The 25,112-nt window shown below is 66.3% G+C and carries 15 protein-coding genes and 1 pseudogene; 5 read left to right on the top strand and 11 right to left on the bottom strand.

What is annotated here, in order from left to right:
• Positions 1 to 91 precede the first annotated feature (91 nt).
• The 3 genes and pseudogenes from ACIBW7_RS03795 to ACIBW7_RS03785 all read right to left on the bottom strand — a co-directional run.
• Complete coding sequence (locus ACIBW7_RS03795) at positions 92 to 2,242, bottom strand: 3-hydroxyacyl-CoA dehydrogenase NAD-binding domain-containing protein (RefSeq protein WP_364479855.1); 2,151 nt, start codon at positions 2,240 to 2,242, stop codon at positions 92 to 94.
• Positions 2,243 to 2,357: 115 nt separating this feature from the next.
• Positions 2,358 to 3,572 carry an acetyl-CoA C-acetyltransferase gene (locus ACIBW7_RS03790; protein WP_387294101.1) on the bottom strand — a complete coding sequence of 405 codons (1,215 nt, stop codon included), beginning with the start codon at positions 3,570 to 3,572 and terminating at the stop codon, positions 2,358 to 2,360.
• 1,877 nt (positions 3,573 to 5,449) lie between these two features.
• A pseudogene (locus ACIBW7_RS03785) lies at positions 5,450 to 7,024 on the bottom strand (DNA polymerase III subunit gamma and tau); the annotation flags it as partial.
• Positions 7,025 to 7,491: 467 nt separating this feature from the next.
• Here ACIBW7_RS03785 and ACIBW7_RS03780 point away from each other — a divergent pair.
• The gene (locus ACIBW7_RS03780; RefSeq protein ID WP_397043725.1) at positions 7,492 to 8,316 is read left to right on the top strand and encodes a hypothetical protein; all 825 of its coding nucleotides are present in this window, start codon (positions 7,492 to 7,494) and stop codon (positions 8,314 to 8,316) included.
• 148 nt (positions 8,317 to 8,464) lie between these two features.
• Positions 8,465 to 9,694, top strand: coding sequence for an ammonium transporter (locus tag ACIBW7_RS03775; protein ID WP_397044191.1), 1,230 nt, complete (start codon positions 8,465 to 8,467; stop codon positions 9,692 to 9,694).
• A 76-nt stretch (positions 9,695 to 9,770) separates the two neighbouring features.
• Here the strand turns inward: ACIBW7_RS03775 and ACIBW7_RS03770 are convergent, their stop codons facing one another.
• Together ACIBW7_RS03770 and ACIBW7_RS03765 are read right to left on the bottom strand one after the other, a co-directional pair.
• Entirely contained in the window at positions 9,771 to 10,784 is a 1,014-nt protein-coding gene (locus ACIBW7_RS03770; protein WP_397043723.1) for a neutral zinc metallopeptidase, read from the bottom strand.
• 166 nt (positions 10,785 to 10,950) lie between these two features.
• Positions 10,951 to 12,018 carry a neutral zinc metallopeptidase gene (locus ACIBW7_RS03765; protein ID WP_397043721.1) on the bottom strand — a complete coding sequence of 356 codons (1,068 nt, stop codon included), beginning with the start codon at positions 12,016 to 12,018 and terminating at the stop codon, positions 10,951 to 10,953.
• Positions 12,019 to 12,192: 174 nt separating this feature from the next.
• Here ACIBW7_RS03765 and ACIBW7_RS03760 point away from each other — a divergent pair, with 174 nt between their 5' ends.
• Positions 12,193 to 13,803: a DUF2207 family protein gene (locus ACIBW7_RS03760; RefSeq protein WP_397043719.1), complete on the top strand. Its 1,611-nt coding sequence runs from the start codon at positions 12,193 to 12,195 to the stop codon at positions 13,801 to 13,803.
• A gap of 213 nt (positions 13,804 to 14,016) precedes the next feature.
• Here ACIBW7_RS03760 and ACIBW7_RS03755 read toward each other — a convergent pair whose 3' ends face one another.
• From ACIBW7_RS03755 to ACIBW7_RS03745, 3 genes are all read right to left on the bottom strand, one after another.
• Positions 14,017 to 15,282: an ROK family protein gene (locus ACIBW7_RS03755; RefSeq protein WP_397043717.1), complete on the bottom strand. Its 1,266-nt coding sequence runs from the start codon at positions 15,280 to 15,282 to the stop codon at positions 14,017 to 14,019.
• 403 nt (positions 15,283 to 15,685) lie between these two features.
• Positions 15,686 to 17,119 carry an MFS transporter gene (locus ACIBW7_RS03750; RefSeq protein WP_397044189.1) on the bottom strand — a complete coding sequence of 478 codons (1,434 nt, stop codon included), beginning with the start codon at positions 17,117 to 17,119 and terminating at the stop codon, positions 15,686 to 15,688.
• 141 nt (positions 17,120 to 17,260) lie between these two features.
• Positions 17,261 to 17,650: a hypothetical protein gene (locus tag ACIBW7_RS03745; RefSeq protein ID WP_397043716.1), complete on the bottom strand. Its 390-nt coding sequence runs from the start codon at positions 17,648 to 17,650 to the stop codon at positions 17,261 to 17,263.
• A gap of 220 nt (positions 17,651 to 17,870) precedes the next feature.
• Here ACIBW7_RS03745 and ACIBW7_RS03740 point away from each other — a divergent pair, with 220 nt between their 5' ends.
• Entirely contained in the window at positions 17,871 to 21,143 is a 3,273-nt protein-coding gene (locus ACIBW7_RS03740) for a protein kinase (protein ID WP_397043714.1), read from the top strand.
• Positions 21,144 to 21,210: 67 nt separating this feature from the next.
• On the opposite strand, the gene ACIBW7_RS03735 is transcribed toward ACIBW7_RS03740, so the two are convergent.
• Together ACIBW7_RS03735 and ACIBW7_RS03730 are read right to left on the bottom strand one after the other, a co-directional pair.
• Positions 21,211 to 21,924, bottom strand: a complete 714-nt coding sequence (locus tag ACIBW7_RS03735; RefSeq protein ID WP_397043712.1) for a hypothetical protein — start codon at positions 21,922 to 21,924, stop codon at positions 21,211 to 21,213.
• A gap of 113 nt (positions 21,925 to 22,037) precedes the next feature.
• Positions 22,038 to 22,631 carry an HhH-GPD-type base excision DNA repair protein gene (locus ACIBW7_RS03730; protein ID WP_397043710.1) on the bottom strand — a complete coding sequence of 198 codons (594 nt, stop codon included), beginning with the start codon at positions 22,629 to 22,631 and terminating at the stop codon, positions 22,038 to 22,040.
• 189 nt (positions 22,632 to 22,820) lie between these two features.
• On the opposite strand from ACIBW7_RS03730, the gene ACIBW7_RS03725 reads away from it, so the two are divergent.
• Entirely contained in the window at positions 22,821 to 23,669 is an 849-nt protein-coding gene (locus ACIBW7_RS03725) for a class I SAM-dependent methyltransferase (RefSeq protein WP_397043708.1), read from the top strand.
• Between the two features lie 60 nt (positions 23,670 to 23,729).
• Here the strand turns inward: ACIBW7_RS03725 and ACIBW7_RS03720 are convergent, their stop codons facing one another.
• Positions 23,730 to 25,019, bottom strand: a complete 1,290-nt coding sequence (locus ACIBW7_RS03720) for an aminotransferase class I/II-fold pyridoxal phosphate-dependent enzyme (protein ID WP_397043706.1) — start codon at positions 25,017 to 25,019, stop codon at positions 23,730 to 23,732.
• Positions 25,020 to 25,112: the final 93 nt, after the last annotated feature.

The following is a 25,112-nucleotide window of genomic DNA, read 5'->3' as shown; positions in this document are numbered from 1 at the left end:
GAAAGCCCGCCACCGCGAAATGCGGCGGCGGGCTGACCTTTTCGAGCGACCTGCAAGCGGTCGCCACGGTCCGTTGCGAGTTACCGCGTAACTACTTGCGCAGCGAAGCCGGAACCTCGAAGCGCTCGCCGTAGGTCTTGGCGAGGTAATCCGCGCGCTCGACGAAGGCGGCCTGGCCACCCGGGTAACCGACGATGTACTGGTGCACACCACCGGTCCAGGCCGGGAAGCCGATGCCGAAGATCGAGCCGATGTTGGCGTCGGCGGTGGTGATGAGCACACCCTCGTCGAAGCACTTCTGGGTCTCGATCGCCTCGATGAACAGCATGCGGTCGATCAGATCCTGCAGCGGCACACCGAAACCGGCGGTGGTCTTGAAGTGCTCGCGCAGACCCGGCCACAGGCCGAGACGCTTGCCGTCCTCGTCGTACTCGTAGAAACCGGCCTTGCCCAGACGACCCGGGCGCCCCTGCTCGACCAGGTAGTCGATGACATCCTGCGCCGGGTGCCGCTTCACACCCAGGGTGTTGTCACCCTTCTCGGCGGCCTCCAGGGTCTCCTTGGCGATCTTCTGCATCAGCGTCAGGTTCAGTTCGTCCGACAGCTGCAGCGGCGCGGCCGGGTAACCCGCCTGCAGACCGGCCTGCTCGATGGTCGCGGGCTCGATGCCCTCGTTGAGCATGGCGATCGCCTCGTTGACGAAGGTGCCGATCACCCGCGAGGTGAAGAAGCCGCGGCTGTCGTTGACGACGATCGGGGTCTTCTTGATCGCGAGGGTGTAGTCGAACACCCGGGCCAGCGCCTCATCGGAGGTCTTCTCACCCTTGATGATCTCCACCAGCGGCATCTTGTCGACCGGCGAGAAGAAGTGGATGCCGATGAAGTCCTCCTGGCGCTTCACACCGGTCGCCAAACCGGTGATCGGCAGGGTGGAGGTGTTCGAGCCCAGCAGCGCGTCCGGGGTGACGATGTCCTCGATCTCCTGGAACACCTTGTGCTTGAGCTCGGTGTTCTCGAAGACCGCCTCGATGACGAAGTCGACACCGGCGAAGTCGGCCGCATCCGCGGACGGCTTGATCCGGTCCAGCAGCGCCTTGGACTTCTCCTCGGTGGTCTTACCGCGGGAGAGGGCCTTGGCCTCGATCTTCTCGGAGTAGTTCTTGCCGCGCTCGGCCGCCTCGATGGTGACGTCCTTCAGCACGACCTCGTAGCCCGCCTTGGCCGAGACGTAGGCAATGCCCGCGCCCATCATGCCCGCGCCGAGCACGCCGACCTTGCGGATCTCCTTCTTCGGGACATCCTTGGGCCGCGAACCACCGTTGTTGATCGACTGCAGGTCGAAGAAGAACGCCTGGATCATGTTCTTCGCGACCGGGCCGGTCAGCAGCGAGACGAAGTAGCGCGATTCGATCAGCGACGCGTTGTCGATGTCGACCTGCGAACCCTCGACCGCGGCCGACATGATGGCGCGCGGCGCGGGCATGTTGGTGCCCTTGAGCTGCTTGCGCAGGTTGGCCGGGAAGGCCGGGAGGTTGGCGGCGAAGGCCGGGCTGGACGGGGTGCCGCCCGGAATCTTGAAGCCCTTCTTGTCCCAGGGCTGCACGCCACCCTCGGGGTTGGCCTTGATCCACGCCTTGGCGGCGGGCACCAGCTCCTCGACCGAGCCGACGACCTCGTTGATCAGGCCGATCTCCTTGGCCTTGCCGGGGCGGTACTTGTTGCCCTGCAGCAGGAACTGCATCAGCGCGCCCTGCAGGCCGAACATGCGCACGGTGCGGATGACACCGCCACCGGCGGGCAGCAGGCCCAGGGTCGCCTCGGGCAGGCCGAGCTGCACGCCCGGCACATCCGCGGCGATCCGGTAGTGCGTCGCCAGGGTGATCTCCAGGCCACCGCCGAGTGCGGCGCCGTTGATCGCCGAGACGACCGGCTTGCCCAGGGTCTCCAACCGACGCAGCGCCGACTTGATGGTGCCGAGCTCCTCCATGAGGGCCTGGCCGTCTTCCGGGCCGACCTTCATCATGTTCTTCAGGTCGCCGCCGGCGAAGAAGGTCTTCTTCGCGGAGGTCAGCACCACGCCGGTGATGCTGTCCTTCTCGGCCTCGAGCCGGTCGACGGTGGCGGTCATCGACGTCTTGTACAGCTCGTTCATCGTGTTGGCGCCCTGGTTCGGGTCGTCCATCGTCAAAACGACGATGCCGTCCGAATCCTGCTCCCAACCGATCATGTTGGTCTCGCTCACAGCTCTGTGTCTCCTGTGTCTAATTGGCGGCGTTCGCGGTCCCTACGTGGTTACGCAAGCTCCCGCCTCCGGGCCTGCGCGAACGCCGCCGTGAATTCTCAGCTGTCGGTTGGGTTTAGACGCGCTCGATGATCGTGGCGACGCCCATGCCGCCACCGATGCAGAGGGTGACCAGCGCGTAGCGGCCGTTGCGGCGCTCCAGCTCGTCGACCATGGTGCCGGTGATCATGGCGCCGGTGGCGCCCAGCGGGTGGCCCATCGCGATGGCGCCACCGTTGACGTTCAGCTTCTCGTCCGGGATCTGCAGATCCTTCTGGAACTTCAGCACCACCGAGGCGAAGGCCTCGTTGATCTCGACCAGGTCGATGTCATCGAGGGTCAGCCCCGCCTTGGCCAGCACCTTCTTGGCGGCCGGAGTCGGACCGGTCAGCATGATGGTGGAGTCGGCACCGCTGGTGGCGGTCGCGACGACGCGCGCACGCGGGGTCAGGCCGGAGGCCTTGCCCGCCTCTTCCGAACCGATCAGCACCAGCGCGGCGCCGTCGACGATGCCCGAGCTGTTGCCACCGTGGTGGACGTGGTTGATCTTCTCGACGAAGTGGTACTTCTGCAGCGCCACGGCGTCGAAGCCACCCATCTCGCCGACCACGGCGAAGGACGGGTTCAGCTTGGCCAGATCCTCGGCGGTGGTGCCGGGACGCATGTGCTCGTCGTTGTCGAGGACGACGAGGCCGTTCTGGTCCTTGACCGGAACGATCGACTTGGCGAAGTAGCCGCCGGTGGTGGCCTTGGCGGCGAGCTCCTGCGAGCGCACGGCGTAGGCGTCCACGTCGTCGCGGGAGAAGCCCTCGATGGTGGCGATCAGGTCGGCGGAGACACCCTGCGGCACGAAGTAGGTGTCGTAGTTGGTGGCCGGGTCCAGCGCCCAGGCGCCACCGTCGGAGCCCATCGGCACGCGGGACATGGACTCGACGCCACCGGCGAGTACCAGGTCGTCGAAGCCCGAGCGGACCTTCTGCGCGGCCAGGTTGACGGCCTCGAGGCCGGAGGCGCAGAAGCGGTTGAGCTGGAAGCCGCCGACGGTGTCGGGCAGGCCGGCCACGGTCACGGCGGTGCGGGCGATATCGGCGCCCTGGTCACCCACCGGCGCGACCACGCCGAGGATCAGGTCGGAGATCCGGTCCTCGTCGAGGTTCGGGAAACGGCCGCGCAGCTCCTGGATCAGACCAACAGTCAGGTCGATCGGCTTGACCGAGTGCAGCGAACCGTTCTTCTTGCCGCGTCCGCGCGGGGTGCGGATGGCCTCGTAAATGTAGGCCTCTGTGGTCATATCGGAGTGTTCCTTCCTTAAGGGTGCGGCGGCCGAACATTCGTCCGTCCATGCGAGTGACCTCGCCGATCGGTCCGGAGACCGACCGTCCTGACGCTGTACAAAAGTCGACAAGCAGCGGCGATGACGAGTTCTTGATACCCGCATGCCTCCGCATACCATAGAACTTCGTCACACCGCGGCTCGCGGCCACCCGTTCATACTACCGCGGTGTGCGAACTCCGGTTAACTTAACGTCCTGTGAACAAGGGTTGTCAACCATCCAGCCGTGTGGCACCGAGCTCACTTTTGAGCAACTCCAAGGCCACCTCATCCGGGTCGCGCCGATCCCCCGGCGCCACCGGGGTCTGCGATTCGGCCAGCATCTCCTGTTCCTCCTCCGGTGTGGAGGGCGGCGGGACGCCATCGATCGGCGCGTAATCCATCGGGCCCGGGTCATCCGGTAGATCCGGGAAGTCGGGCGGCGGAATATCGTCGTCGCCGCGGAACGACCGTGCGTCACTACTCGGTGCGGGCCGCTGACCAGGGCCCGCCGCCGGATCGGAGGCCGCCGCCCTGGCCTGGCTCGGCCGCGAGAACCGCGGCGGCGCAGGTGCATCCGAAGCGCGTCCGGCCGGGTTGCCGGATTCACGTCCCGGCGCATTAGTAGCCTGCTGCCCGGCCTGACCACGCCCCCGGCTCGCCTTCGGCGCGGCAGCCGCGGGCCGAGGCGCGGCCCCACCCGCCTCCCAGCGCACCGGATGATCGCTGCCCAGCACGGCCCGCACTGCCGACCGCACCGCCTCCACATTCCGCGGATCCGACAACCGCTGCGCCAACGGCGCATGCTGATGCGCGAATACGATCACCTCCCCCTCGATCCGCGCCACCGACGCCCCCGACAACAACGCCTGCACCGTAGGCCCGAACTCCCGGACCTTCGCCCGAATCTCCCCCCAGGCCCCCTCCACCGCACGCAACAAATCCCCATCCCCCTGCCCCCCAGCCTCCGCACCGGCCTGGTCCGCGAGACCCTGCGCACCGCTGTCCTGCGCGGCACCTTGTGCGCTCCCCTGCCGCACAGCAGCAGCTTGCGCGCCGCCTGGCGGCGCCGCACCACCCGGCCGCGCGAGAGCAGGAGCCGCGGCCGCCTCGGTCGTCGACTCACTCACTTGCGCCGCCGCGCCAGCTCCGGTCTGATCCGCGACACCTCGCTCCGACCGTTGCACCGCAGCGTCGTGGTGCGCTGCGGCACTCGCGCCTGCGCCACTGGTCTGCTCGCTCGCTTGCGCCGCACCGGCCCTGGACGCCGCCTGATCTGCGGCAGCCCGGTCGGACTGCCGAGCCGAAATCGACTGCGCAACTTCCGAATCAGACGACGCTGGATTTTCGCCAGCCCCTGCGGCTCCGGCGTAGTCGTGCTCTCGCGGTGCAGTTTTCTCGGAGACCGCCTGTGTCCCTTCGGATTCCAACAATCCGGCCGCAGCCTGCGAATCCGCGCCGCCCGCCGGGCCGGCCACACCTCGACCGGGTGCGGCGGCTCGATCTGCAGATTCGACGCCTGAAGCGGCAAAGGCCTCACTACGAGCGGCATCGGCCAGGTCGACGCCGGCACCCGACGAAGCATCGGAGCGTGCTTGTCCCACAGCTGCCGCGTCGACGGGTGCGCCGACTGTCCCGGCCGAGGCATCGATTCCGGCCGGCTCTGCGGCACCGACCTGTTCATTGCTCGAACCCCGGTCGACAGCCGTGCGATCGGCACCCGCCCGAGTCTCGCCGCGCTCGGCCGTCGAATCATCCGGCACGAAAGCGAATCCGGCTCCCGTATCGGCTTGCCCTGCGGCCGCAACCTGCTCGGCCGAAGCCTCTGCTTCCGAAGCCTCTGCTTCCAATGGGGTCTGTGCTGCCGCAGCGCTCGGTCCGACCGCAGGATCCGGCCCACCGGCCGAACCCTCTGGATCGGCATCATGCCCGGCGGTCGAGTGCTGTTCAACAGCCGCTGCCCGCTCTGCAGGCAGGCTCTGCCCCAGGCCACCAGCCTGCGCGGGAGCACCAGCCTGCGCGGGAGCACCAGCCTGCGCGGGAGCACCAGCCTGCGCGGGAGCACCAGCCTGCGCGGGAGCACCAGCCTGCGCGGGAGCGCTCGCTGGGCTCGCGCCCGCGCGAGTGGCGTCCTTTTCGCGGCGGGCGGCGGCGAGGAGTTCTGCGCCTCGACGGCGGGGAGCTTCGTTGGACGAACGCGACGGTGCCGATTGGGCAGGGGCTTCGGGAAGTGCTGGAGCGGATGGGGCCGCGGCGGTGGGCGGTGCCATTGCTCCGGTGGCTATGCCGCGTTCGAGGCGCTCCAGGCGTTGCAGGGTTGCGGATTCGGCGTCGGAGACCGATGGGAGGAGCATGCGGGCGCAGACGATCTCGAGCAGGAGGCGCGGGGCGGTGGCGCCGCGCATTTCGCCGAGGCCCTCGTGCAGGAGTTCGGCGTGCCGGGCCAGGGTGGCCGGGCCGGTGCGTTCGGCCTGTTCGCGCATGCGGTCCAGGACATCGCCGGGGCCGGAGACCAGGCCGCGGTCGGCGGCATCGGGAACAGCCTGCAGCAGGATCAGGTCGCGCAGACGTTCCAGCAGGTCGACGGCGAAGCGACGCGGATCGTGACCCGCCTCCATGACGCGATCGATGGTGCCGAAGAGGGCAGCGCCGTCGCCGGCGGCGAGCGCGTCGATCGCATCGTCGATCAGCGCGACATCGGTCACGCCGAGCAGCGAAACCGCCCGCGAATAGGTGACACCCTCGGGTCCGGCGCCCGCGAGCAGCTGGTCGAGCACACTCAGGCTGTCGCGCGGCGACCCACCGCCCGCGCGAATCACCAACGGGTACACCGCTTCCTCGACCGGCACCTGCTCCTGCTCGCAGATCTTGCCGAGCAGTCCGCGCATGGTGGCGGGCGGCAGCAACCGGAACGGGTAGTGGTGCGTGCGGGACCGGATGGTGGGCAACACCTTGTCCGGCTCGGTGGTGGCGAAGATGAAGATCAGATGGGCGGGCGGCTCCTCGACGATCTTGAGCAGCGCATTGAACCCGGCCGTGGTGACCATATGCGCCTCGTCGACGATGAACACCCGATACCGCGACTCCGCCGGCGCGTAGAAGGCCCGATCACGCAGTTCACGAGTGTCGTCGACACCGCCGTGACTCGCGGCGTCCAGTTCGATCACATCGAGATTCCCCGGACCACCCGGTCCGAGTGCCACACAGGACGGGCAGACGCCGCATGGTGTCGAGGTCGGCCCCTGCACACAGTTCAACGAGCGCGCGAGGATGCGCGCCGAAGAGGTCTTGCCACAGCCCCGGGGACCGGAGAACAGATAGGCATGACTGATGCGACCGGTGTCGAGCGCGGTACTCAGCGGGTCGGTGACGTGCTCCTGACCCACCACTTCAGCGAACGTTGCCGGTCGGTACTTCCGGTACAGAGCCACGGCCAGAGGTTACCGGCGCCCACCGACAAAGCACATTCCCCTGGACCGACAGGCCGGGCGCGGCGTAATGCCGGGCGTTTCGCGACAGTAATGTGATGTAGATCACAGGATGCTCAGATCTTTGTTAGCCCCCACTGATCAGCGCCGAAGGCGGCAAAGTCGGAGCAATCGAAGATCGAGAACGGCCGAACAGCGAATTTTGGCGCCCGTCCAGTGCACTTCGCGGCGATTAGTTGAACTCGCACCCCGGTTCGAGAGCTATTTGCGGAGATAACGAATCAATCAACGAGCATGACATGGACGCAATCGCCTGGCTACCGTGGTTAGCGGCAACTTCGGTAGCCAAACCTTCATCAGGTTGGTGGCCCCGGCCGGTCCCTCATCCCGACCGGGGCACAACCTGAAATCCTACAATTCCGGCGCTTTTCGCCGAACTCACACCACTTCCACCGGAGGAAATTTCCACCGTGCCGTCGTGTGACGACATCGCCGCCGCCTGGCTTTCGAGCACCGATTTCGCCGACGACCATGCCGCCGTCGACCTGCTCAGCCGGGCGATCAGCCCCCAGGACTTCGCGATCAAGCGCGATTCGCTGCCGGTGGCCGCAGCCGCCGACCCGTCGACCGCCGCCGCCATCCTGGAACTACTGGAACGCGGCCAGGTGCCGACCATGGCGGCGATCCGCACCCTCACGGCGCAGAACGAGATGCGCCGGGAGGCCGAACGCATCGAACGCCTCGGCCGCCGGGCCCAGCGCAGCATCGATGACTTCGGCCGCGTACTTGCCCGGCTGACCGAGGACCATTGGCTCGCGCACGGCGCCGGCCCCACCCGGCGTGACGTACTGCAGTCCGAACCGGTGATGACACTGATCCGGGACCGGATCGGCGATATCGCCCCGACGGCGGTGAAACACCTGTGGTTGATCGAGCGCGCACAGCGCGCCGGCTGGATCGCCTCCAATGCCAATCCCGGATCCCTGTGCGCCGCACGACGTTTCTACTCCGCCAAGTACGGCAATCGGGTCTCGCTGCGACCGGTCAATACGATCGGCACGATCGTCACGACCTACCTGCGCGACTATCTGGCCGAAAATGACCGCGCGCCGCGCTGGTCCACCCTCGCCCACGACCTGCGCGACGATCGCGGCCGCCGGCTCTTCCACGACACCGCCGACGCGCGCATCCAGCGCCGGTGGCTCACCACCGCCGAATGGATGGCCGAGAGCGAGGACCTGCCGGTGCCCGGGCGACGCGGTCTGCGCGCCTTGGCCAAGAAGGCCCGGCGCTGAACTGTCTGGGCCGACACCCAGGGACAATGTGACCATTCGGTAACTTCTTCGCAACGCATGCACGCGTGGAAGGAGTTACCCCGTGTCCTCAACCATCGATCCCGCGGCCACCGCCTGGCTGCTCATCAGCACCGCCCTGGTGCTGCTGATGACACCCGCGCTGGCCATTTTCTACGGCGGGATGGTGCGCTCGACCGGCGTACTCAACATGCTGATGATGAACTTCATCGCGATCCCGCTGGTGACCGTGGTGTGGCTGCTGGCCGGATACAGCCTGGCCTTCGGCGAGGACGCGGGCGGCGGTCTGATCGGTAATCTCGACCACTTCGGGATGGCGGGCATCGATCCGAATTCGGTACACGGCACGATTCCGGAACTGCTGTTCGCTACCTTCCAGCTGACCTTCGCCATCCTGACCGCGGCACTGGTCAGCGGCGCGATCGCGGACCGCGCGAAATTCGCGGGCTGGATGGTCTTCGTGCCGCTGTGGGCGCTGGCGGTCTATGTGCCGATCGCGCACTGGGTGTGGGGGCCGGACGGCTGGCTCGCCTCATTCGGCGCACTCGACTACGCGGGCGGCATGGTCGTGGAGATCGCCTCCGGCGCCTCCGCGCTGGCGCTGGCCCTCGTGCTCGGCCCGCGCATCGGCTTCAAGACCGATGCGATGCGTCCGCACAATCTGCCGTTCGTACTGCTCGGCGCGGGTCTGCTGTGGTTCGGCTGGTTCGGGTTCAATGCCGGGTCTGCGCTATCGGCGAATGGTGTTGCGGCGGCCGTATTCCTGAACACCCTGGTGGCGGGCTGTCTGGGCATGCTCGGCTGGCTCGCGGTCGAGCAGATCCGCGACGGTCGGCCGACCACCTTCGGTGCGGCCTCGGGTGTGGTGGCCGGTCTGGTCGCGATTACGCCTTCGTGCGGTTCGGTGAACACGCTCGGCGCGCTCATCGTCGGCCTGACGGCCGGTGTGGTGTGTTCGTTCGCCGTCGGCTGGAAATTCAAGGCGGGCTATGACGATTCGCTCGACGTGGTCGGCGTGCACTTCGTCGGCGGCATCGTCGGCACGCTGCTGATCGGACTGTTGGCCAACCAGGTGATGACCGGTGGTGTCGAGGGCCTGTTCTACGGCGGCGGACTCGCGCAGTTCGGCAAGCAGCTGGTCGGCGTGCTCGTGGTCGCGGCGTATGCGTTCGCCGTCTCCTTCGTGCTCGGCAAGGCCATCGACCGGTTCCTCGGATTCCGGGTCAGCAAGGAAGACGAGACCGCGGGCATCGACTTCGCACTGCATGCGGAGACCGCGTATGCCGAAGGCGTGCACGGACATGCACCGCGTCGGCTCGGCGAGGGGCACTTCGGTCATTCGCACGGTGGCGATCACTGACACGAAACACCAACAGCGCCACGACACCTCGGCTGAGCCCGAAGTTACAACGTGTCCGTTGCGGCCGACGACACGGTTACGCGACGTCGTCCGAGGATGCCAGCCAGGTATTGCACTTGGGTGTCCGGTCGGTCTTGTAGCCCTGTGCGAACCAGTCCCCAGCGTTCTGCCCGGTGCCGTGATCGCGCGCGTCACCCTGCTTGTCGCCGCGCCCATAGGTGTCCTGCGTGGCGCGCGCCCCTTGCGCATCGGTGAAGGCGCCATCGTAGACCGATGTGCCGACGTACATTCCGGAGAAACACTGCGCTTGCAACTCCATGCGGCGTGACAACTCCAGCCCGCGAGCGCTGCGAGTGCCCGCCGCGCTGCGTTCGGTATTCATCTGCTGTGTCATCCCGGAGATCGCCTGCACGTGATGGCCGTACTCGTGAGCGAAAACCGCCAGGTAGATCACCACATCATTGCCGTACTTCTCGACCTGGATGTGATCGAGCGGCATGTAGATCGTATGGTTGGCCGAACAGTAGAACGCCGCATAGCTGCCACCGGATGAGGTACACGGCGACGGCTCGTCCTCCGCTCGGGCGGGCGCCCGAACATTCGGGCTGGAGAACGGCAGATTCGACCCCTGCAGGGCTTGCCGCCACTTCTTGTCCAGACAAGCCGCGGCGGCCTCGAAGAACCGTTGGGCCGCAGCAGCCGTCGCGGACCAGGACGGATAACCGCACTCGACATTGATCAGCCCCGTGTCGGCGTCGCTGAACAGCGGATTATCTCCGAGCTTCGCAACCGGTTGCGGCCCAGCGGGTTTCGTCGTGGTCGGCGCGGCGGGGCTGGTGGTCGCGGCCGCGGCGCGCGACGTCGGGCTCGGTGCGGAGGTCGACGAAGTCGGCGGAGTGTAGGTGTAGCTCGGCGTCGGCGGAGTGTAGGCCGATGGGCGGTTCCGCTTCTTCTCGTTATCGGCCGAAATCGCCGATGAGACAAACAGTCCGACGACCACGACGATGACCGTCAGCACTCCGAGCAGGGCGCTGAGCCCTGCACCCGACCTCCGGCGACGCGGCGGATAACCCGGCCGTTGATACGGCATCGGCGGACCGTACGGCGCCGCATAGGGCGGATGGTAACCGGGTGGATAACCCTGCGGCGGGCCATATCCTGGCGGCGGTTGCTGATATCCAGGTGCTGGTTGATATCCGGGCGGCGGCTGGTATCCGGGCGGCGAACCATAGCCGTAGGGCGGCTGGGTCATCTACTCAGGACACCGCACTGGCCGACGCGGTGAACGTATTGCACTGTGCCGCACGGTCTTTGTCCACCCCGATCTCGAACCACGTGCCACCGTTGTCCGCGGTCCCGTGATCGCGCATATCGCCGCGCTGGTCACCGCGGCCGTGTGCGTCGCGGCGGGCGAGGGTCATCTGCGCCGTGGACACCGAACCGCCATTGGCCGAGGAGCCGAGGTACATGCCGTCGAAGCAGTTGGCCTGCAACTCGATTCGGCGCGAAAGCTCCAAACCCTTCTCACTGCGCACGCCCGCGTCGACGCGATCGCTGTTGGCCTTGCGCAGGATTCCGGCCATCGCCTGCACGTGGTGGCCGTATTCGTGGGCGAATACCGACAGGTAGACGATCCAGTTGTCCTTGAACAGATCGGTCTGCAGCTGGCTGAGCGGCATGTAGATCGTTTTGTTCGCCGGGCAGTAGAACGCGGCGAAATTGCTCGTGGAGCCGGTGCACGGCGTGGTGATGCCGTCCGTGCTGGCGCTGACATTCAGTGTCGGCGATTGGAACGGCAGGTTCTTCTGTGCCAGTACGGGTTTCCACGCCGACTCCAGGCAGCTCGCGGCGGTCTCGAAGAACTTGCGCGCGGTGTCCACCTGCGTGCTCCACGGTGCGTAGGAGCACTTCGCCGGGATCAAGGTGGTGTTCGGATCGGTCAGCAGCGGGTTGGTTCCGGTCTCGGATACACCGCCGTTCGAATCCGGGGTGTAGGTCATGCTCGGACCGGGGCCCGACGAGGTGGTGCTGCTGAGCCTGCCGTGCGTAAACGCGCCACGCACCAAGCCGCCCGCGACCACGAAGACGATGATCAACAGCAGCGCGATCCAGCCGCCGCCGCTCTTGCGCCGCTGCGGTGGACGTCCGGGTGGGCCGTAGGGAGTCGGCGGCGGCATCGGCGCGCGCTGTCCGTATCCGGGCGCCGGATAACCGGGCTGCTGGCCATAACCCGGCGGCGGACCATATCCGGGTTGGCCGTAACCGGGCGGATAACCCGGCTGCTGGCCATATCCGGGCTGACCATAAACCGGCTGCCCCGGCACGGGACGATATCCCGGCTGCCCATATGGCGAACCGGGACGCGGCGGAACCGGTTGTCCACCAGGCGGAACCGGCCCGTAGCCGTACGGTGGTTGGGTCACGCCCCCGTACCCCCTCATCTCATGATCGCCTGCAGCCGCTGACGCAGCTTAGCAACTTGTCTAGAGTAGGCAGCCATGCTGACTTTACGGGGGGGCGTCGCGAGCGCGCTGCTTCTCGCCGCTGCGGGAATGCTGGCCGCCGCACCGGTTGCCCACACGGAGCCCGCAACCGATGGCGTCGATATTGTCGCGGATCTGAAACTGAGCCGCGAGGGTGTGCTCGAGGTCACCGAGAAGGTGACCGTCCCCGCCGACAGCGGCTTCAAAATGACTCTGCCGCTGCGCCTCAAGGTCGGCGACGATGTCGAACGCGTCTTCAAGGTCACCGATGTCGATACCAAGGGCGCGGGCACCGCGACGGTCGCGAACGATCTGTTCACCATCGATGCCAAGCCGGGCGAATCGACGTTCACCTACGCGATCCACAACACGGTCAGCGACGCACCCGGCACTCAGGTCTTCCGCTGGCTCGGCACCATCAATGCCGATGTCGCATCGATCGACGCATCCCTGATCAGCCCGAGCTACGAAATGGGCGTGGTGGATTGCAAATTGGGCCCGCCCGGCAATCTACGGCAGTGCTCCGATCTGCAGATCGAGGCGGACGGAGTGCTCTACTGGCGCCAGACCGACCTGCGCAAGGGCGACAATATCGACCTGACCCTGCAGTTGCCGCCAGGCACGGTGCCCGCCAATGCCGATATTCGCGACAACAGCGAGGCCGGCGCCTTCTCCTTCACGACGCCGGTGCTCGTCGCATTCGGTGTGCTGCTGCTCGCACTGGCCGCGATGGCGGCTTACGTGTTCAAGACCAGACGGGAAAACGCCGCCGCCACAGCCGGTTCGGAGACGATCGATCCGCTGCTGCGCGACGGTACGCAGGTCCAGTTCACCTCTCCGGACGGCATCCTGCCCGGCGAGGCGGGCGTCTTGCTCGACGAACATGCCGATCCGAGCGATATCGCCGCGACGGTGATCGACCTCGCTGTGCGCCGGTACATCTGGATCACGCCCGTCAGCGATAGCGATTGGCGTATCGACCGGGTGAACGCACCCGATGACCAGCTGCGCGATTACGAGAAGGCGGTTTACCGCGCACTGCTGCCGGACGGCACCGATTCGGTGACCGTCGGCGAGTTGCGTGCGCCAGGACGCGTGCCGTCCCAAACAGTGCGCAGCGCAATGCTCGCCGATGCGGTCGAACGCGGCGCGTTCATCGATCGGGCCCGCATCGGATTGCCGATCCTGTTGGGTGGGGCACTGATCGTCGCCGGTATCGCCGCGACCATCGCCTTGGCGCTCACCTCGGGCAGCGCACTGGTCGGCGTCGCGATCCTGCTCGCCGGCGTCGCGACGGTACTGCTGCCGCGATTCCTACCGGTGCGCACGGCCCAGGGTCGCGAACTCGTCGGCCAGATCCGGGCGCTGCAGCGCGGCCTCGACGCGACCACCCGCGACCAGATCCCGCCCGCAGACCAGGAATTGGTCTTCTCCCGTGCGCTGCCGTTCATGGTGATCGGCGGCCGCGCCGACAACTGGATCCGCGCCTTCCGCGACCTGAACCCCGCCGCCGACTCTCAACCCGGCCTCTACTGGTTCGGCACCTTCGAACGTGACCGCAACCTGCAACGCTTCGCGGGACACTTCCCGTACTTCATCACCGCCCTCGAAGGACTCTTCACCTGAGCCGGTGACCACGGCCATCGGCCCATGCAAAGCGGCCCGGTAGACAGCGTCCACCGGGCTTACGCTCGTCGCGGACGGAACTGTACTCGATGCGATCGACCGGCCAGCGAAATCGGCTGGCCGATAATTGCCGAACACAGCACCGGTTTGCATTGGGGCACAACGCGATCAACCGGCCACCGGGGACAACCCGGGGCCGGTCGGCGCCGTGATCTAGTCGGTCAGGGTGGTGCGGCGGATGGCGGCGAGGGGGTCGGCGTAGATGGCGCTGAGTGAGGTGACCACTGCGGCGAATTCCTGGACCTTGCCGCCGAATCCGCTGATGCGGATATCGGTCGGTGGGAGTTGGGAGGAGTGGTTGAAGGCGCGGGCGACGTGGGCGACCGCGGGGCGGTAGCCGGTGAAGGCCTGGCCGCCGAGGATCACCCGGTCCGGGTTGAGCATGTCGCGGACCATCGCGACGGTATGTCCGAGGATGGTGGCGCGCTCGGCGAGCAGCTCCTGCGCATCCGCCGCGCCCGCCTCGGCGGCGCGGTACAGGTCGGCGATGGTGGTGCCGCCGGTGCCCTTGTGCGCCGGAATGATCCCGCGCCCAACGGCTCTGGCGTGCAGCGACCGATCACCGACGGTCACCTCGAGGCAGCCGCGCCGTCCGCAGGTGCATTCGACATCGGAGCCGGTCGGCAAGTGCGCGATCGAACCGGGGCCGCTGCTGGGGGTATGCACCCGGCCATCCAAAGTCACTGCGATACCGGCGGTTTCGCGGACGTAGAAGTACAGGCTGCTGCCGGGACCACCGGTCCCACGCGGCTCGCCGGTCGGCAACAGCAGTTCCGACGCGGCCATGGCCTCGACGTGCGGCGCAACCGAGACCGGCAGCTCGAGCACCTCGCCGAGCACCGAACCGACCTGCGCCCCTTGCCAAGCCAGCTTGGGATGATCGACCACACCGGTCGCGGGATCGACCCGTCCACCGATCGCCACACCGGCCCAGAGCGGTTTGCGCCGATGCCAGCGCTGCAGGAAGGCCTTGGCACTGCGCGCGACGGTCGTGGTCGCGAAGTCCTGACCGGTCTGCGGCGTCGCGATCGCCAGCCCGCCGAGGATGCGCCCGCGCAAATCGGCCGCGACGATCTTGGTGACCGCGGCGCCGATGTGGATGCCGAGGGTCAGATAGGCCTCGTGGTCGATTTCGAAAGGCACCCGCGGACGGCCGACCGCACCCGATGCGGTCAGGTCGGGGCGTTCGCGCAGCAGCCCGGCGGCCAATAGCGCCGAGACTTGGCGGTTGACCGTCGCGATGCTCAAACCCGTTGTGCGCGCGGCATTGTCACGGGAGACCGGACCGCCGGTCGCGGCGCGCAGCACGGCTGCGGCCGGATTGTCGGCGATGCGGAGTTCCGGCGCGACGACGGGGCGCTGGACACGGACACGACCGGTTGCGACCCTGGAGACGGATCGATCAAGGGTGAGGGACATATGAAGATTCCTTGCTGAAGTCCCGTACAACGGGATGTGCCTACACGTGCGGCGGCGGGGCAGCGCACGAGCCGAAAGAGCGGCTCAGCTGCAGCAGGAACAACACAGTTCGCGAGTCAACGGCAGTCGCAGACCCAGTGCGGCGGTCACGTAGGTGACCCGCAGCGCGGTCGGACGGCTCGAAGACATGGGATCAAAGTTAACATCGAAATCGCCGCGCACCAAGCCCTATCGGCGGGCTGGGAACTCCTCCGATGCATGGTTCGTTCCGAAATCCTTGGCGCGCACCGGGTTCCGAGCAAAGTGTGGCCCAAAGCACGATTTGTCCGAAAAAGCCGAATGGGGGCCGCCGCTTCGGCGACCCCCATGGGGTGACTGGCTCGCCCGATCCCGGGCTGTTCGGTTACGCCGCTTCCGCGACCAACTGACGACCGGCCAGCAGTGCGGTGGCCGAGGCGATCAGCCCGACCAGCGCGACCACGGTAACCAGGTACAGACCCGGCCGGTACTGCGCGATGCTGGTGGCTGCGCCACCGCTGATCAGGCCGGTGACCACGGCCAGCACGACCGCCCCGCCGATCTGACCGGAGGTCTGCACCAGCCCCGACGCCAGCCCCTGCTCGTGGTCGGCGATGCCTTCGGTGGCCTGGACCATGACCGAGGAGAAGCCGAGCGCGAAGCCGAGGCCGAGCAGCAGGAACGCGGGCAGGTAGTCCACAACGTAGGTCGGGTCGGCGCTACCGCCGAAGGAGATGAACCAGACATACCCGATCACGAACGAGGTCATCGAGGCGATGATCATCGGCGTGGTGCCGTAGCGGTCGATCAGCTTGCCCGCGACCGGCGACAGGATCGCCACGATAATGCCCGTCGGAGCCAGGGCCAGCGCCATCTTCAGCGGCGTCCAACCCAGGGTGTTCTGCAGGTACAGCGACACGATCGTCTGGAAGCTGATGTAGGAGCCGAAGATGGCCAGTGCGGCCAGGTTCGCCCGGACGATCGACTTCACCTTGAAGATGCTCAGCCGCACCAGCGGGTGGGCCACCCTGTTCTCCACCACGAAGAACGCGCTCAGCAGAGCGACGGCGATTACCGCGGTCGCGACAACCGTTGCGGTGAGACCCTTTTCAGGTGCGGTGACGATGGTGTAGACGGCGGCCAGCATGCCACCGGTCAGCAGTGCGGCACCGGCGAAGTCGATGCGCCCCTGTTCCTTCTCGATATTGCGTGGCACCACGAAGTAGGCGGTGACCACCACGGCCGCGACAACCAGCACCGGGACGTAGAAGGTCAGGCGCCAGTCGACGCCGGTGAGCAGACCCGAGACGATCAGCCCGGAGGCGTAACCGGTAGCGCCGAAGACCGTGAAGATCGACAGTGCGCGGTTGCGGTCGTGGCCCTCCTTGAAGGTGGTGGTGATGATCGAGAGTGCGGCGGGTGCGGTGAATGCGGCGGCGACGCCCTTGATGATGCGGCTGGCGATCAGCAGCGCACCGTCGTCGACCAGACCGCCCGCGAGTGAGGCGAGTCCGAAAACCACCAGGGCCGTGAGGAATACCTGTCGACGGCCCAGCAGGTCGGCGGCGCGGCCACCGAGCAGCAGCAGGCCGCCGTAGCCGAGGATGTAGCCGTTGACGATCCACTGCAGGCTCTCGGTGTCGAGGCCCAGTTCGGATCCGATGGACGGGAGGGCGACGCCGACCATAGAGACGTCGAGTGCGTCGAGGAACATCGCCAGACCGGCGACGAACAGCACGGCCCACAACTTCGGGCCCCAACGGCCCGGGGTGTGCTCGGTAGATGCGGCGGTCCGGGTCTCGGATGCGGTAGCTGTCATAGTCACGTTCGGTAATTTAGATGCATACGCATTAAATGTCAACGCAAGTAATGCGCGCGCATGAAAGACCTGGTCATGATCTTGCCGGTCGACACGAAAAGGGCCCGCTCAGTACCGAGCGGGCCTGTGTCCGTGGCGGGATCAGCCCGGGTAGACGTAATGCTTGGGCCCGAAGTGGCCGGTTCCGCTGGAGCCGGCGTACGGCATGTCGAGTGGGGCGATATCGAGCTTGTGCGGGTTGCCGTCGAGATCGGCCTGCCAGCAATCCTGCTGTACGCCGTGGAAGCTGGTGCAAACGATCCGGGTGCTCGTACCGAACGGGGAGGTCAACCGGTTCCGATCGGAAAGTGGATTCCAGTAGTCGGGATCGGATTGGACCGCGAAGTTATTGGTCTCGTAAACCTCGAGTGCGCCGCCGCCATCCGAGGGCCAGTCGTCGGCAGCGGCGGTACCCGCGCCGATCAGCAGGCCGGCGCCGGCCGTTGCGAAGAGTAGGGCGATCCGCAGAACACGCTTGGTTTCAAAGCTCATCACTATCCCCTTCTGCTTCCAGAGTCTCTGAACAGCCAGCGCATGCTAACCGGGTCGGCCCCGCCTTCCCCGCCAGAAGAAGATCCCGCCAGCCGAGAAGCACAGGGCGGGGCCTACTCGATACTCTTTCGCCGATGTTTTCGGCGATACGCTGGCCTTGGCGGAAGGTGAGTGAAATTGCCGGTGTCCGGAGAGATGCTGGTCGGATCACATCCAGCCGATGACCGATGATGATCCGCTGCGGACCCGCCGTGACACGATCACCCCTGTCACGGCGGAGTTGGCTGCTGCTGGTTTCGAGGACGCGGTGGAGATCGGACGCGGGGGTTTCGGTGTGGTGTATCGCTGCACGCAGGCGGCGCTGGACCGGACGGTCGCGGTAAAGGTTCTGACCGCGGAATTGGACGAAGACAATCAGGCGCGGTTCGTGCGGGAGCAGCGCGCGATGGGCCGGTTGACCGGGCATCCGAACATCGTCACCGTGCTCGAGACCGGTACCACCGCCAGCGGGCAGCCCTATCTGGTGATGCCGTATCACCCGCTGGATTCGCTGGACGCGTGGATCCGCGAGAAGGGTCCGCTTCCGTTGGAGCGCGTGCTGCAGATCGGGGTGAAGATCGCCGGTGCGCTGGAGAGCGCACATCGTCTCGGTATCGTGCATCGGGACGTGAAGCCGGGCAACATTCTGCTCACCGACTACGGTGAACCAGCGCTGACCGACTTCGGTATCGCCCACATCGCCGGTGGGTTCGAGACGACGGCGAGCATTGTCACCGGATCACCGGCATTCACCGCACCTGAGGTGCTCGAGGGGGGCGATCCGACCTCGGCCGCCGATGTCTATGGACTCGCCGCAACCTTGTTCTGTGCATTGACCGGGCATGCCGCGTTCGAGCGACGCAGTGGTGAGAACATGGTCGCGCAGTTTGTCCGGATCACCACCCAGCCGTTGCCCGACCTGCGAGACAACGGCATCCCCGAGGACGTATCGGCGGCGGTGGAAAAAGCGATGAGCCGCAACCGCCACGAGCGGCCGTCGGCGGTGGCGCTGGGAAAGACACTTCGGCAACTGCAGCAGCGCCACGGGTTCTCGGTGGATGAGATGGCGCTGCAAGGTGAACCGAATCTCGAGCATCCCGGCCAGCAGCCATCGATGCGGGAATGGCGCAAGCCGACGGCGGCGACTCGGGACCACAGTACTAATCTGCCGCTCGAGCTGACCAGTTTCATCGACCGGCGCACCGAAGTATCAGAGCTGAAGAATCTGCTGTCGAGCGCGCGGCTGGTGACGTTGACCGGAACCGGGGGTGTCGGTAAGACGCGACTGGCGCTGCGGGCCGCATCCAGTGCGCGACGCGGTTTCGCCGACGGTGTGTGGTCGATCGAGCTGGCCGAGGTGTCCGACCCGGCGCTGCTGGTCGACGTGGTCGCAGCCACCCTCGGTGTGCGCAACGAGTCGGCCAGTCCGTTGCTCGAGGTTCTGATCGGCTTCCTGAACTCGCGAGAAACTCTGCTCGTTGTGGACAACTGCGAGCAGATCGTGGAGGCCGTGGCCAAGCTGACCGAAACGTTGCTGCGGACTTGTCCGGAGCTGCGAATCCTCGCCACCAGCCGCGAACCGCTGAATATCGCCGGGGAAGCAGTGCTGCGGGTGGCACCACTGACCGTCCCGGATCCAGACCGGGAGCCGACGCTGGGGGGGCTGCCCCGTTTCGATGCGGTGACGTTGTTCGCCGACCGCGCCGCGGCAGCAGTGCCGGGCTTCGAACTCGACGAGGACAACAAGGCCGCCGTCACCGGAATCTGCGCCCATCTGGATGGGCTGCCGCTGGCGATCGAGCTGGCCGCGGCCCGAATGCGCACGATGTCGCCGCAGCAGATCCTGGACCGGCTCACCGACCGCTACGCGCTGCTCACCCGCGGCAGTCGCACCGCGCCACCGCGGCAGCAGACACTGCAGTGGTGTATCGACTGGAGCTACGGGTTGTGCACACAGACCGAACAGCGGCTGTGGGCCAGGCTGTCGGTGTTCGCAGGCAGCTGCGAACTCGACGCCGTCGAGCAGGTATGTGGCACAGACCTGGCACCGGACATGCCGATCGATGTGCTTTCCTCCCTGGTGGACAAGTCGATCCTGGTCCGGGAGGAAACCGACACCATCGTGCGTTTCCGGATGCTCGAGACAGTCCGCGACTACGGCCGGGAAAAGCTACGAGAGTCCGGCGAAGACACCGAACTGCGCCGACGCCACCGCGACTGGTACCAGCAATTGGCGCTGGACGCGGAAGCCGAATGGATCAGCGACCGGCAGCTCTACTGGATCACCCGGCTCGAGCGCGAACTGCCCAATCTGCGCGAAGCGCTCGAATTCTGCCTGTCCGAGGACACCCCGGAAGCAGCCGAAGCAGGGCTGCGCACCACTGCCGCATTATACGATTTCTGGGGCTTATGCGGCCTGTTCAGCGAAGGTCGTTCCTGGATCAACCGCGTTCTCGCCCACCCCGGCGTGCAACCGATACCCGACCGTGTCAAGGCGCTCTGCGTCGGATGTCGCCTAGCCGCGCCGCAGGGGGATTTCCAGTCCGCGGCCGCTCTGCTGGACCAGGGACGAGTGCTCGCCGAACAGGCCCCCGACCGCGCGCTCCAGGCGCAGATCGCCTTCGCGGGCGGAGTTCTTGCACTGGCCAGCGGCGAAACAGCCAACGTATCGTCCTCCCTCGAACATGTAGTCGAGATGCTCAGTTCGGACAGGACGGGGGCGCTCTACATCGGTACTCTGACCATCCTCGGCTGGGCATACGAACTGAGCGGAGATACGACTCGAGCAACCGAGCATTTCCGCCGAGTATTTTCCATCACCGAAGCGCGAGGCGAACTGCTCTATCGATCGGCTGCACTACGCGGTTTGGGCGTGGCAGCATGGCAGCAGGGCGAGCGGGACAAAGCCCAGCAGCTGCTCGAGGAAGCGCTGCGAGTCAACCGACGGCCGAATAGTCCGGTGCTCAGCGCGTTCAGTTTCGAGGCGCTGGCCTGGACCGCTGCCGACCAGGGCGACGCCCATCGCGCGGCCGTGCTGCTAGGAGCCGCGCAGGGAATCTGGCTGGTGGGAAGTCGCGTTGGTGCTGTCTTTCCGGAGATGTCGCGCTTTCACGAGGAATGTGAGCGGATAGCGCGTCGTACACTCGGCACACGCGGATTCGACGCGGCCTTCCGGCAAGGTCAGGCGCTGGGCATGGGCGCTGCCATCGCCTACGCGGTCGGGGAACAGCGCGCCGATCCGGCGCCTGCATCCGCGAAATTGACCAAGCGCGAGCGACAGGTCGCCGACGTCGTCGCCCAGGGACTCAGCAACAAGCAGATCGCCGCCAAACTGGTGATCTCGCAACGCACCGTCGAAGGCCACGTCGAACACATCCTGACCAAACTCGGCTTCACCTCACGCACTCAGATCGCTGCCTGGATCGTGGCGGAGACCAAACGTGAGCGACCCTGACCCCGTCCGATATCCGGCAGCGAAACAGCTCCGCCCAGATATTGGGCGGAGCTGTCGCGTTTCGGTCCTACTTGGCCGGGACGAACGGCTGGTTGATGGTGGTGAAGTACTGGATCGCCGCACCGATCGCGACCGGCGCGGTCACGAGTATCTGACCGGCCAGGGTGCCGAGGGCACCAACGGCGATTATGCCGCCGAGGCAGCCGATGGCGGCGGCCGGAATGAACGGACCGAACAGGCCGACGATGGTCGCCGAGGCGACCGTGGCACCGGCGATACCGCCGAGCACGCAGCCCGCCGCACCACCGATGAGACCGCCGACCAGCGTGCCGACGGTGGCCGCCGCCGAGACGGTGCTCGTGAAGCGGGTCCAGGCCGCGACCTCACGGTCGTATGGGGTCTTCCAGGGGGCCTGGTCCTCGTAGGGCAGCGCGACCGGCTTGTAGACCGCGTGTTCGCGATCGATTTGCGGGGTCAATGTCGCGGTGCGATCGGAAATCTGTGCGGCGATCGGGAATTCGAAGTCGTCGATCCGGAACCGAAGCGGGGTGCCCGCAAGGACGGTGCCATCGGCGGCCTTGATCTCGAAGACATCGCCCGCTACCGCCAGCGAACCCGCGTCGGTCTTGATAATCGATGAATCGTTTACCGCTTCCGCGGTGAAATTTATTGCGCTGTCGTCGCTTTCGGTCGTGGCCGGGGCGGCGCCCGAGGTGCCGGCGGCCACACCGGTCGCCATGGTCACCAGCGCCGCGACGACGGCGAGTTTCCTCATCTTCATGTACTGCGTTCCCTCATCTAGGTGTTGCTACCGAGGGAAAAGCATCGACGAGAACTCAATCGGGCACGAGGGAAAAATGCAGGCAGATTCGAATAGGCAAACCTCGAGCGACTTCAGGACTTCTTGGCCGCGGCCTTCATCTGCTTCTTGAAAGCCCTTACCTCCAAAAGGGATTCGCTGTCGACGATATCGGCGGCCGAGCGCCTGGAGCCCGCTTCGGAGTAGGCGCCTGCCGCTGGCTCCCATCCCTTCGGCTGCACACCGAGCTGCTTGCCGAGCAGCGCGAGGAAGATCCTGGCCTTCTGATCGCCGTACCCCGGCAGGTCCTTCAAACGGCGCAGCACCTCTTTGCCGTCCGGATCGCCCTGGGTCCAGATGCGTTCGGTCTTGCCGTCGTAATGCTCGACCACATAGCGCGCGAGTTCCTGGGTGCGGCGGGCCATGGACCGGCCGTAGCGATGAATGGCGGGCGGGGTCGCGCACAGTTCTTCGAACGCCTCGGTATCGGCGTCGGCGATCCGCTGGATATCGAAGCCGTCCATTCGGTCGGCGATCTTCTTCGGCCCGCGGAAGGCATGTTCGAGCGGGAACTGCTGGTCGAGCAGCATGCCCGTCAGCAACGCGAAGGAATCCTCGGAAAGGAGTTTGTCCGCCTCCGGCTCCTGGGCGAGACACAGCTTGACAGTCGCGGACTTCGCTTTGGCCACGGGACTTCCTTTCGCTGGTACCGGACTTCTCCGATCATCTCACTCGAAGCCGCTCAACGACGGCTCGCAGGTCGCTCGAAAAGGTCGGCCGCGTGGTCCGGCCCACTCGGATCGATGGGTTGCCCGAATCGTGACCCACCTCACAGTCCTGCCGTGCGATGCGGTCGGTGCCGAAGTAGGCTCAGCGCCATGCCTCAGACGACGGCAATACCCACAGACGGAATCGTGCCCATGAATATGCAGGGGTTACGCCCGGATCGCTTCGATAGCGCGGGCCAGGATCAGTTGGTCGACGTGCGGGATCTGCAGGCGGCGCTGCCGGGCATCCGCCGACTGCGCACGTGGGCACATGAAGCATTGGCGCTGCAGCCCGGCGAGAGTGCGGTCGATGTCGGATCGGGCACCGGCTCGGAGGTCATCGCCTTCGCGGATGCCGTCGGCCCGACGGGCACCGCGATCGGTGTCGAACCCGATCCGCAACTGCTCGCCTCCGCCGAACGCCGCGCCGAACAGGCCGGTTCGACGGCCAAGTTCCATTCCGGCGACGCCTACGGGCTGCCGTTCGGCGCGAAAACCTTCGACGCCGCGCTCTGCGAGCGGGTGTTCCAACACCTGACCGCACCGAGTCGTGCCGCCAACGAGATCGCTCGGGTGCTCAAGCCCGGTGGCCGTGTCGTTGTGGTGGACAGCGACTGGGGCACGGCAATCGTGCATCCCGGCGACCGTCCGGTGGTTCGCGAGATCGTCGACACCCTGATCGCCGCAACCACCAACCCGTTCTCCGGCCGCAGGCTGCCCGGACTGCTGACCAAGGCCGGCCTGGTCATCGACGAGATCGGCTCGCACGCCCTGGTACAGGACCGGACGGTCGGCGCGGGCGCGCTGGTCAACCGCATCTCCGCCATGGCGGTCGCGCGCGGTTCCATAACCGAGGCACAGCGCGACCAGCTCATCGCGGATCTGGAACGGGGCGCCGAAACCGGTGACGTCCACCTATCGGTGACCATGTTCGCCGTGCTGGCACATAAGCCGCACTGATATTCGAGCGAAAGCACAACGGGCGCATACCGATTCGGTACGCGCCCGTTGTGTGTCGAGCTATTTGCCGAGCAATTTCTCGGTAGCCGCGAGCAGTACGCAGGTGGCCAGACCGTCCATCGCCTTCTCCAGTTCCGGCAGCTGGGGGAAGCTCGGGGCGATGCGGATATTCTTGTCCTCCGGGTCATTTCGGTACGGGAAGGCCGAACCGGCCGCGGTGAGCGCGATGCCCGCATCCTTGGCCAGCGCGATCACCCGGGCCGCGGTGCCCTCCAGGACATCGAGGCTGATGAAGTAGCCGCCCTTGGGCTCGGTCCAGGACGCCACCTTGGACGCGCCGAGCCGATCCTCCAGAATCTTCAGTACCAGTGCGAATTTCGGTTCGAGGATGGCGCGATGCTTCTGCATATGCGCGCGCACGCCGTCGGCGTCCTTGAAGAACCGCAGGTGACGCAGTTGGTTGATCTTGTCCGGGCCGATGCTCTTCTTCGCCGCGTGCTCGAGGTACCAGTTCAGGTTCGGCGTCGACGCACCGAGGAAGCTCACCCCCGCACCGGCGAAGGTGATCTTCGAGGTGGAGGCGAAAACGATGGGGCGGTTCGGGTTTCCGGCCGCGGCCGCCATACCGAGCACATCGAGGACGGGTGCGGCGGTATCGGTCAGCGGATGCACCGCGTAGGCGTTGTCCCAGAACAGGCGGAAGTCCGGCGCCGCGGCGGGCATCGAAACCAACTCCTGGACAACCTCTTCGGAGAAGATGACACCGGTCGGGTTGGAATAGTTCGGCACCGCCCACAGACCCTTGATCTGCGGGTCATCGGCCACCAGTTCGGCGACGGCGTGCACATCCGGTCCGTCGTGACCGATCGGAATCGGAATCATCTCGAAGCCGAGCGCCTCGGTGATCGCGAAGTGCCGGTCGTAGCCGGGGCTCGGGCACAGGAACTTCAGCGTTGGCTCGGCCACCCAGCGGCGCTCGGAATCCGGTGTGCCGTACAGCAATGCGTAGCTGATCACATCGTGCATCAGCTCCAGGCTGGCGTTATTGCCCGCGATCAGGTTCTCGACCGGAATGCCGAGCAGCTCACCGAAGATCGCGCGCAACTCCGGGAGACCGTGCAGCCCACCGTAGTTGCGGCAATCGGTACCGGTGCCGTCCTTGAAATCACCCGGACCGGGCAGCGTGAGCAGTTCCGCAGAGAGGTCGAGTTGTTCCGGCGAAGGTTTACCCCTGGTCAGATCCAGCGTGAGCTTCTCGGTCGCGAGCGTCGCATAATTCGCGGTCTGGGTCTCGTGTTCGGACACGAGCTCCGGGGGGCTCATCAAACCGATCTGCGTTTGCCGGGGCATCCTGAGCAGCCTTTCGAAGCAGCGAAGGGGCGATTGCGTCCGAGCCGATTACCGCGGTCGGACCGTTTGATCCAGCCGAGCGCATTCGACGTC

Source organism: Nocardia sp. NPDC049526 (assembly GCF_044465765.1).
Classification (GTDB): Bacteria; Actinomycetota; Actinomycetes; order Mycobacteriales; family Mycobacteriaceae; genus Nocardia.
This window is presented reverse-complemented; position numbering and strand designations above follow the sequence as displayed.

Excerpts from the sequence above, each read along its gene's own strand:
- ACIBW7_RS03735 (WP_397043712.1), bottom strand. The coding sequence starts at position 21,924 with ATGAAGATGAGGAAACTCGCCGTCGTCGCGGCGCTGGTGACCATGGCG.
- ACIBW7_RS03725 (WP_397043708.1), top strand. The coding sequence starts at position 22,821 with ATGCCTCAGACGACGGCAATACCCACAGACGGAATCGTGCCCATGAAT.
- ACIBW7_RS03740 (WP_397043714.1), top strand. The coding sequence starts at position 17,871 with ATGACCGATGATGATCCGCTGCGGACCCGCCGTGACACGATCACCCCT.
- ACIBW7_RS03770 (WP_397043723.1), bottom strand. The coding sequence starts at position 10,784 with ATGCCGTATCAACGGCCGGGTTATCCGCCGCGTCGCCGGAGGTCGGGT.
- ACIBW7_RS03750 (WP_397044189.1), bottom strand. The coding sequence starts at position 17,119 with ATGACAGCTACCGCATCCGAGACCCGGACCGCCGCATCTACCGAGCAC.
- ACIBW7_RS03755 (WP_397043717.1), bottom strand. The coding sequence starts at position 15,282 with ATGTCCCTCACCCTTGATCGATCCGTCTCCAGGGTCGCAACCGGTCGT.
- ACIBW7_RS03790 (WP_387294101.1), bottom strand. The coding sequence starts at position 3,572 with ATGACCACAGAGGCCTACATTTACGAGGCCATCCGCACCCCGCGCGGA.
- ACIBW7_RS03745 (WP_397043716.1), bottom strand. The coding sequence starts at position 17,650 with ATGAGCTTTGAAACCAAGCGTGTTCTGCGGATCGCCCTACTCTTCGCA.
- ACIBW7_RS03760 (WP_397043719.1), top strand. The coding sequence starts at position 12,193 with ATGCTGACTTTACGGGGGGGCGTCGCGAGCGCGCTGCTTCTCGCCGCT.
- ACIBW7_RS03720 (WP_397043706.1), bottom strand. The coding sequence starts at position 25,019 with ATGCCCCGGCAAACGCAGATCGGTTTGATGAGCCCCCCGGAGCTCGTG.
- ACIBW7_RS03775 (WP_397044191.1), top strand. The coding sequence starts at position 8,465 with ATGACACCCGCGCTGGCCATTTTCTACGGCGGGATGGTGCGCTCGACC.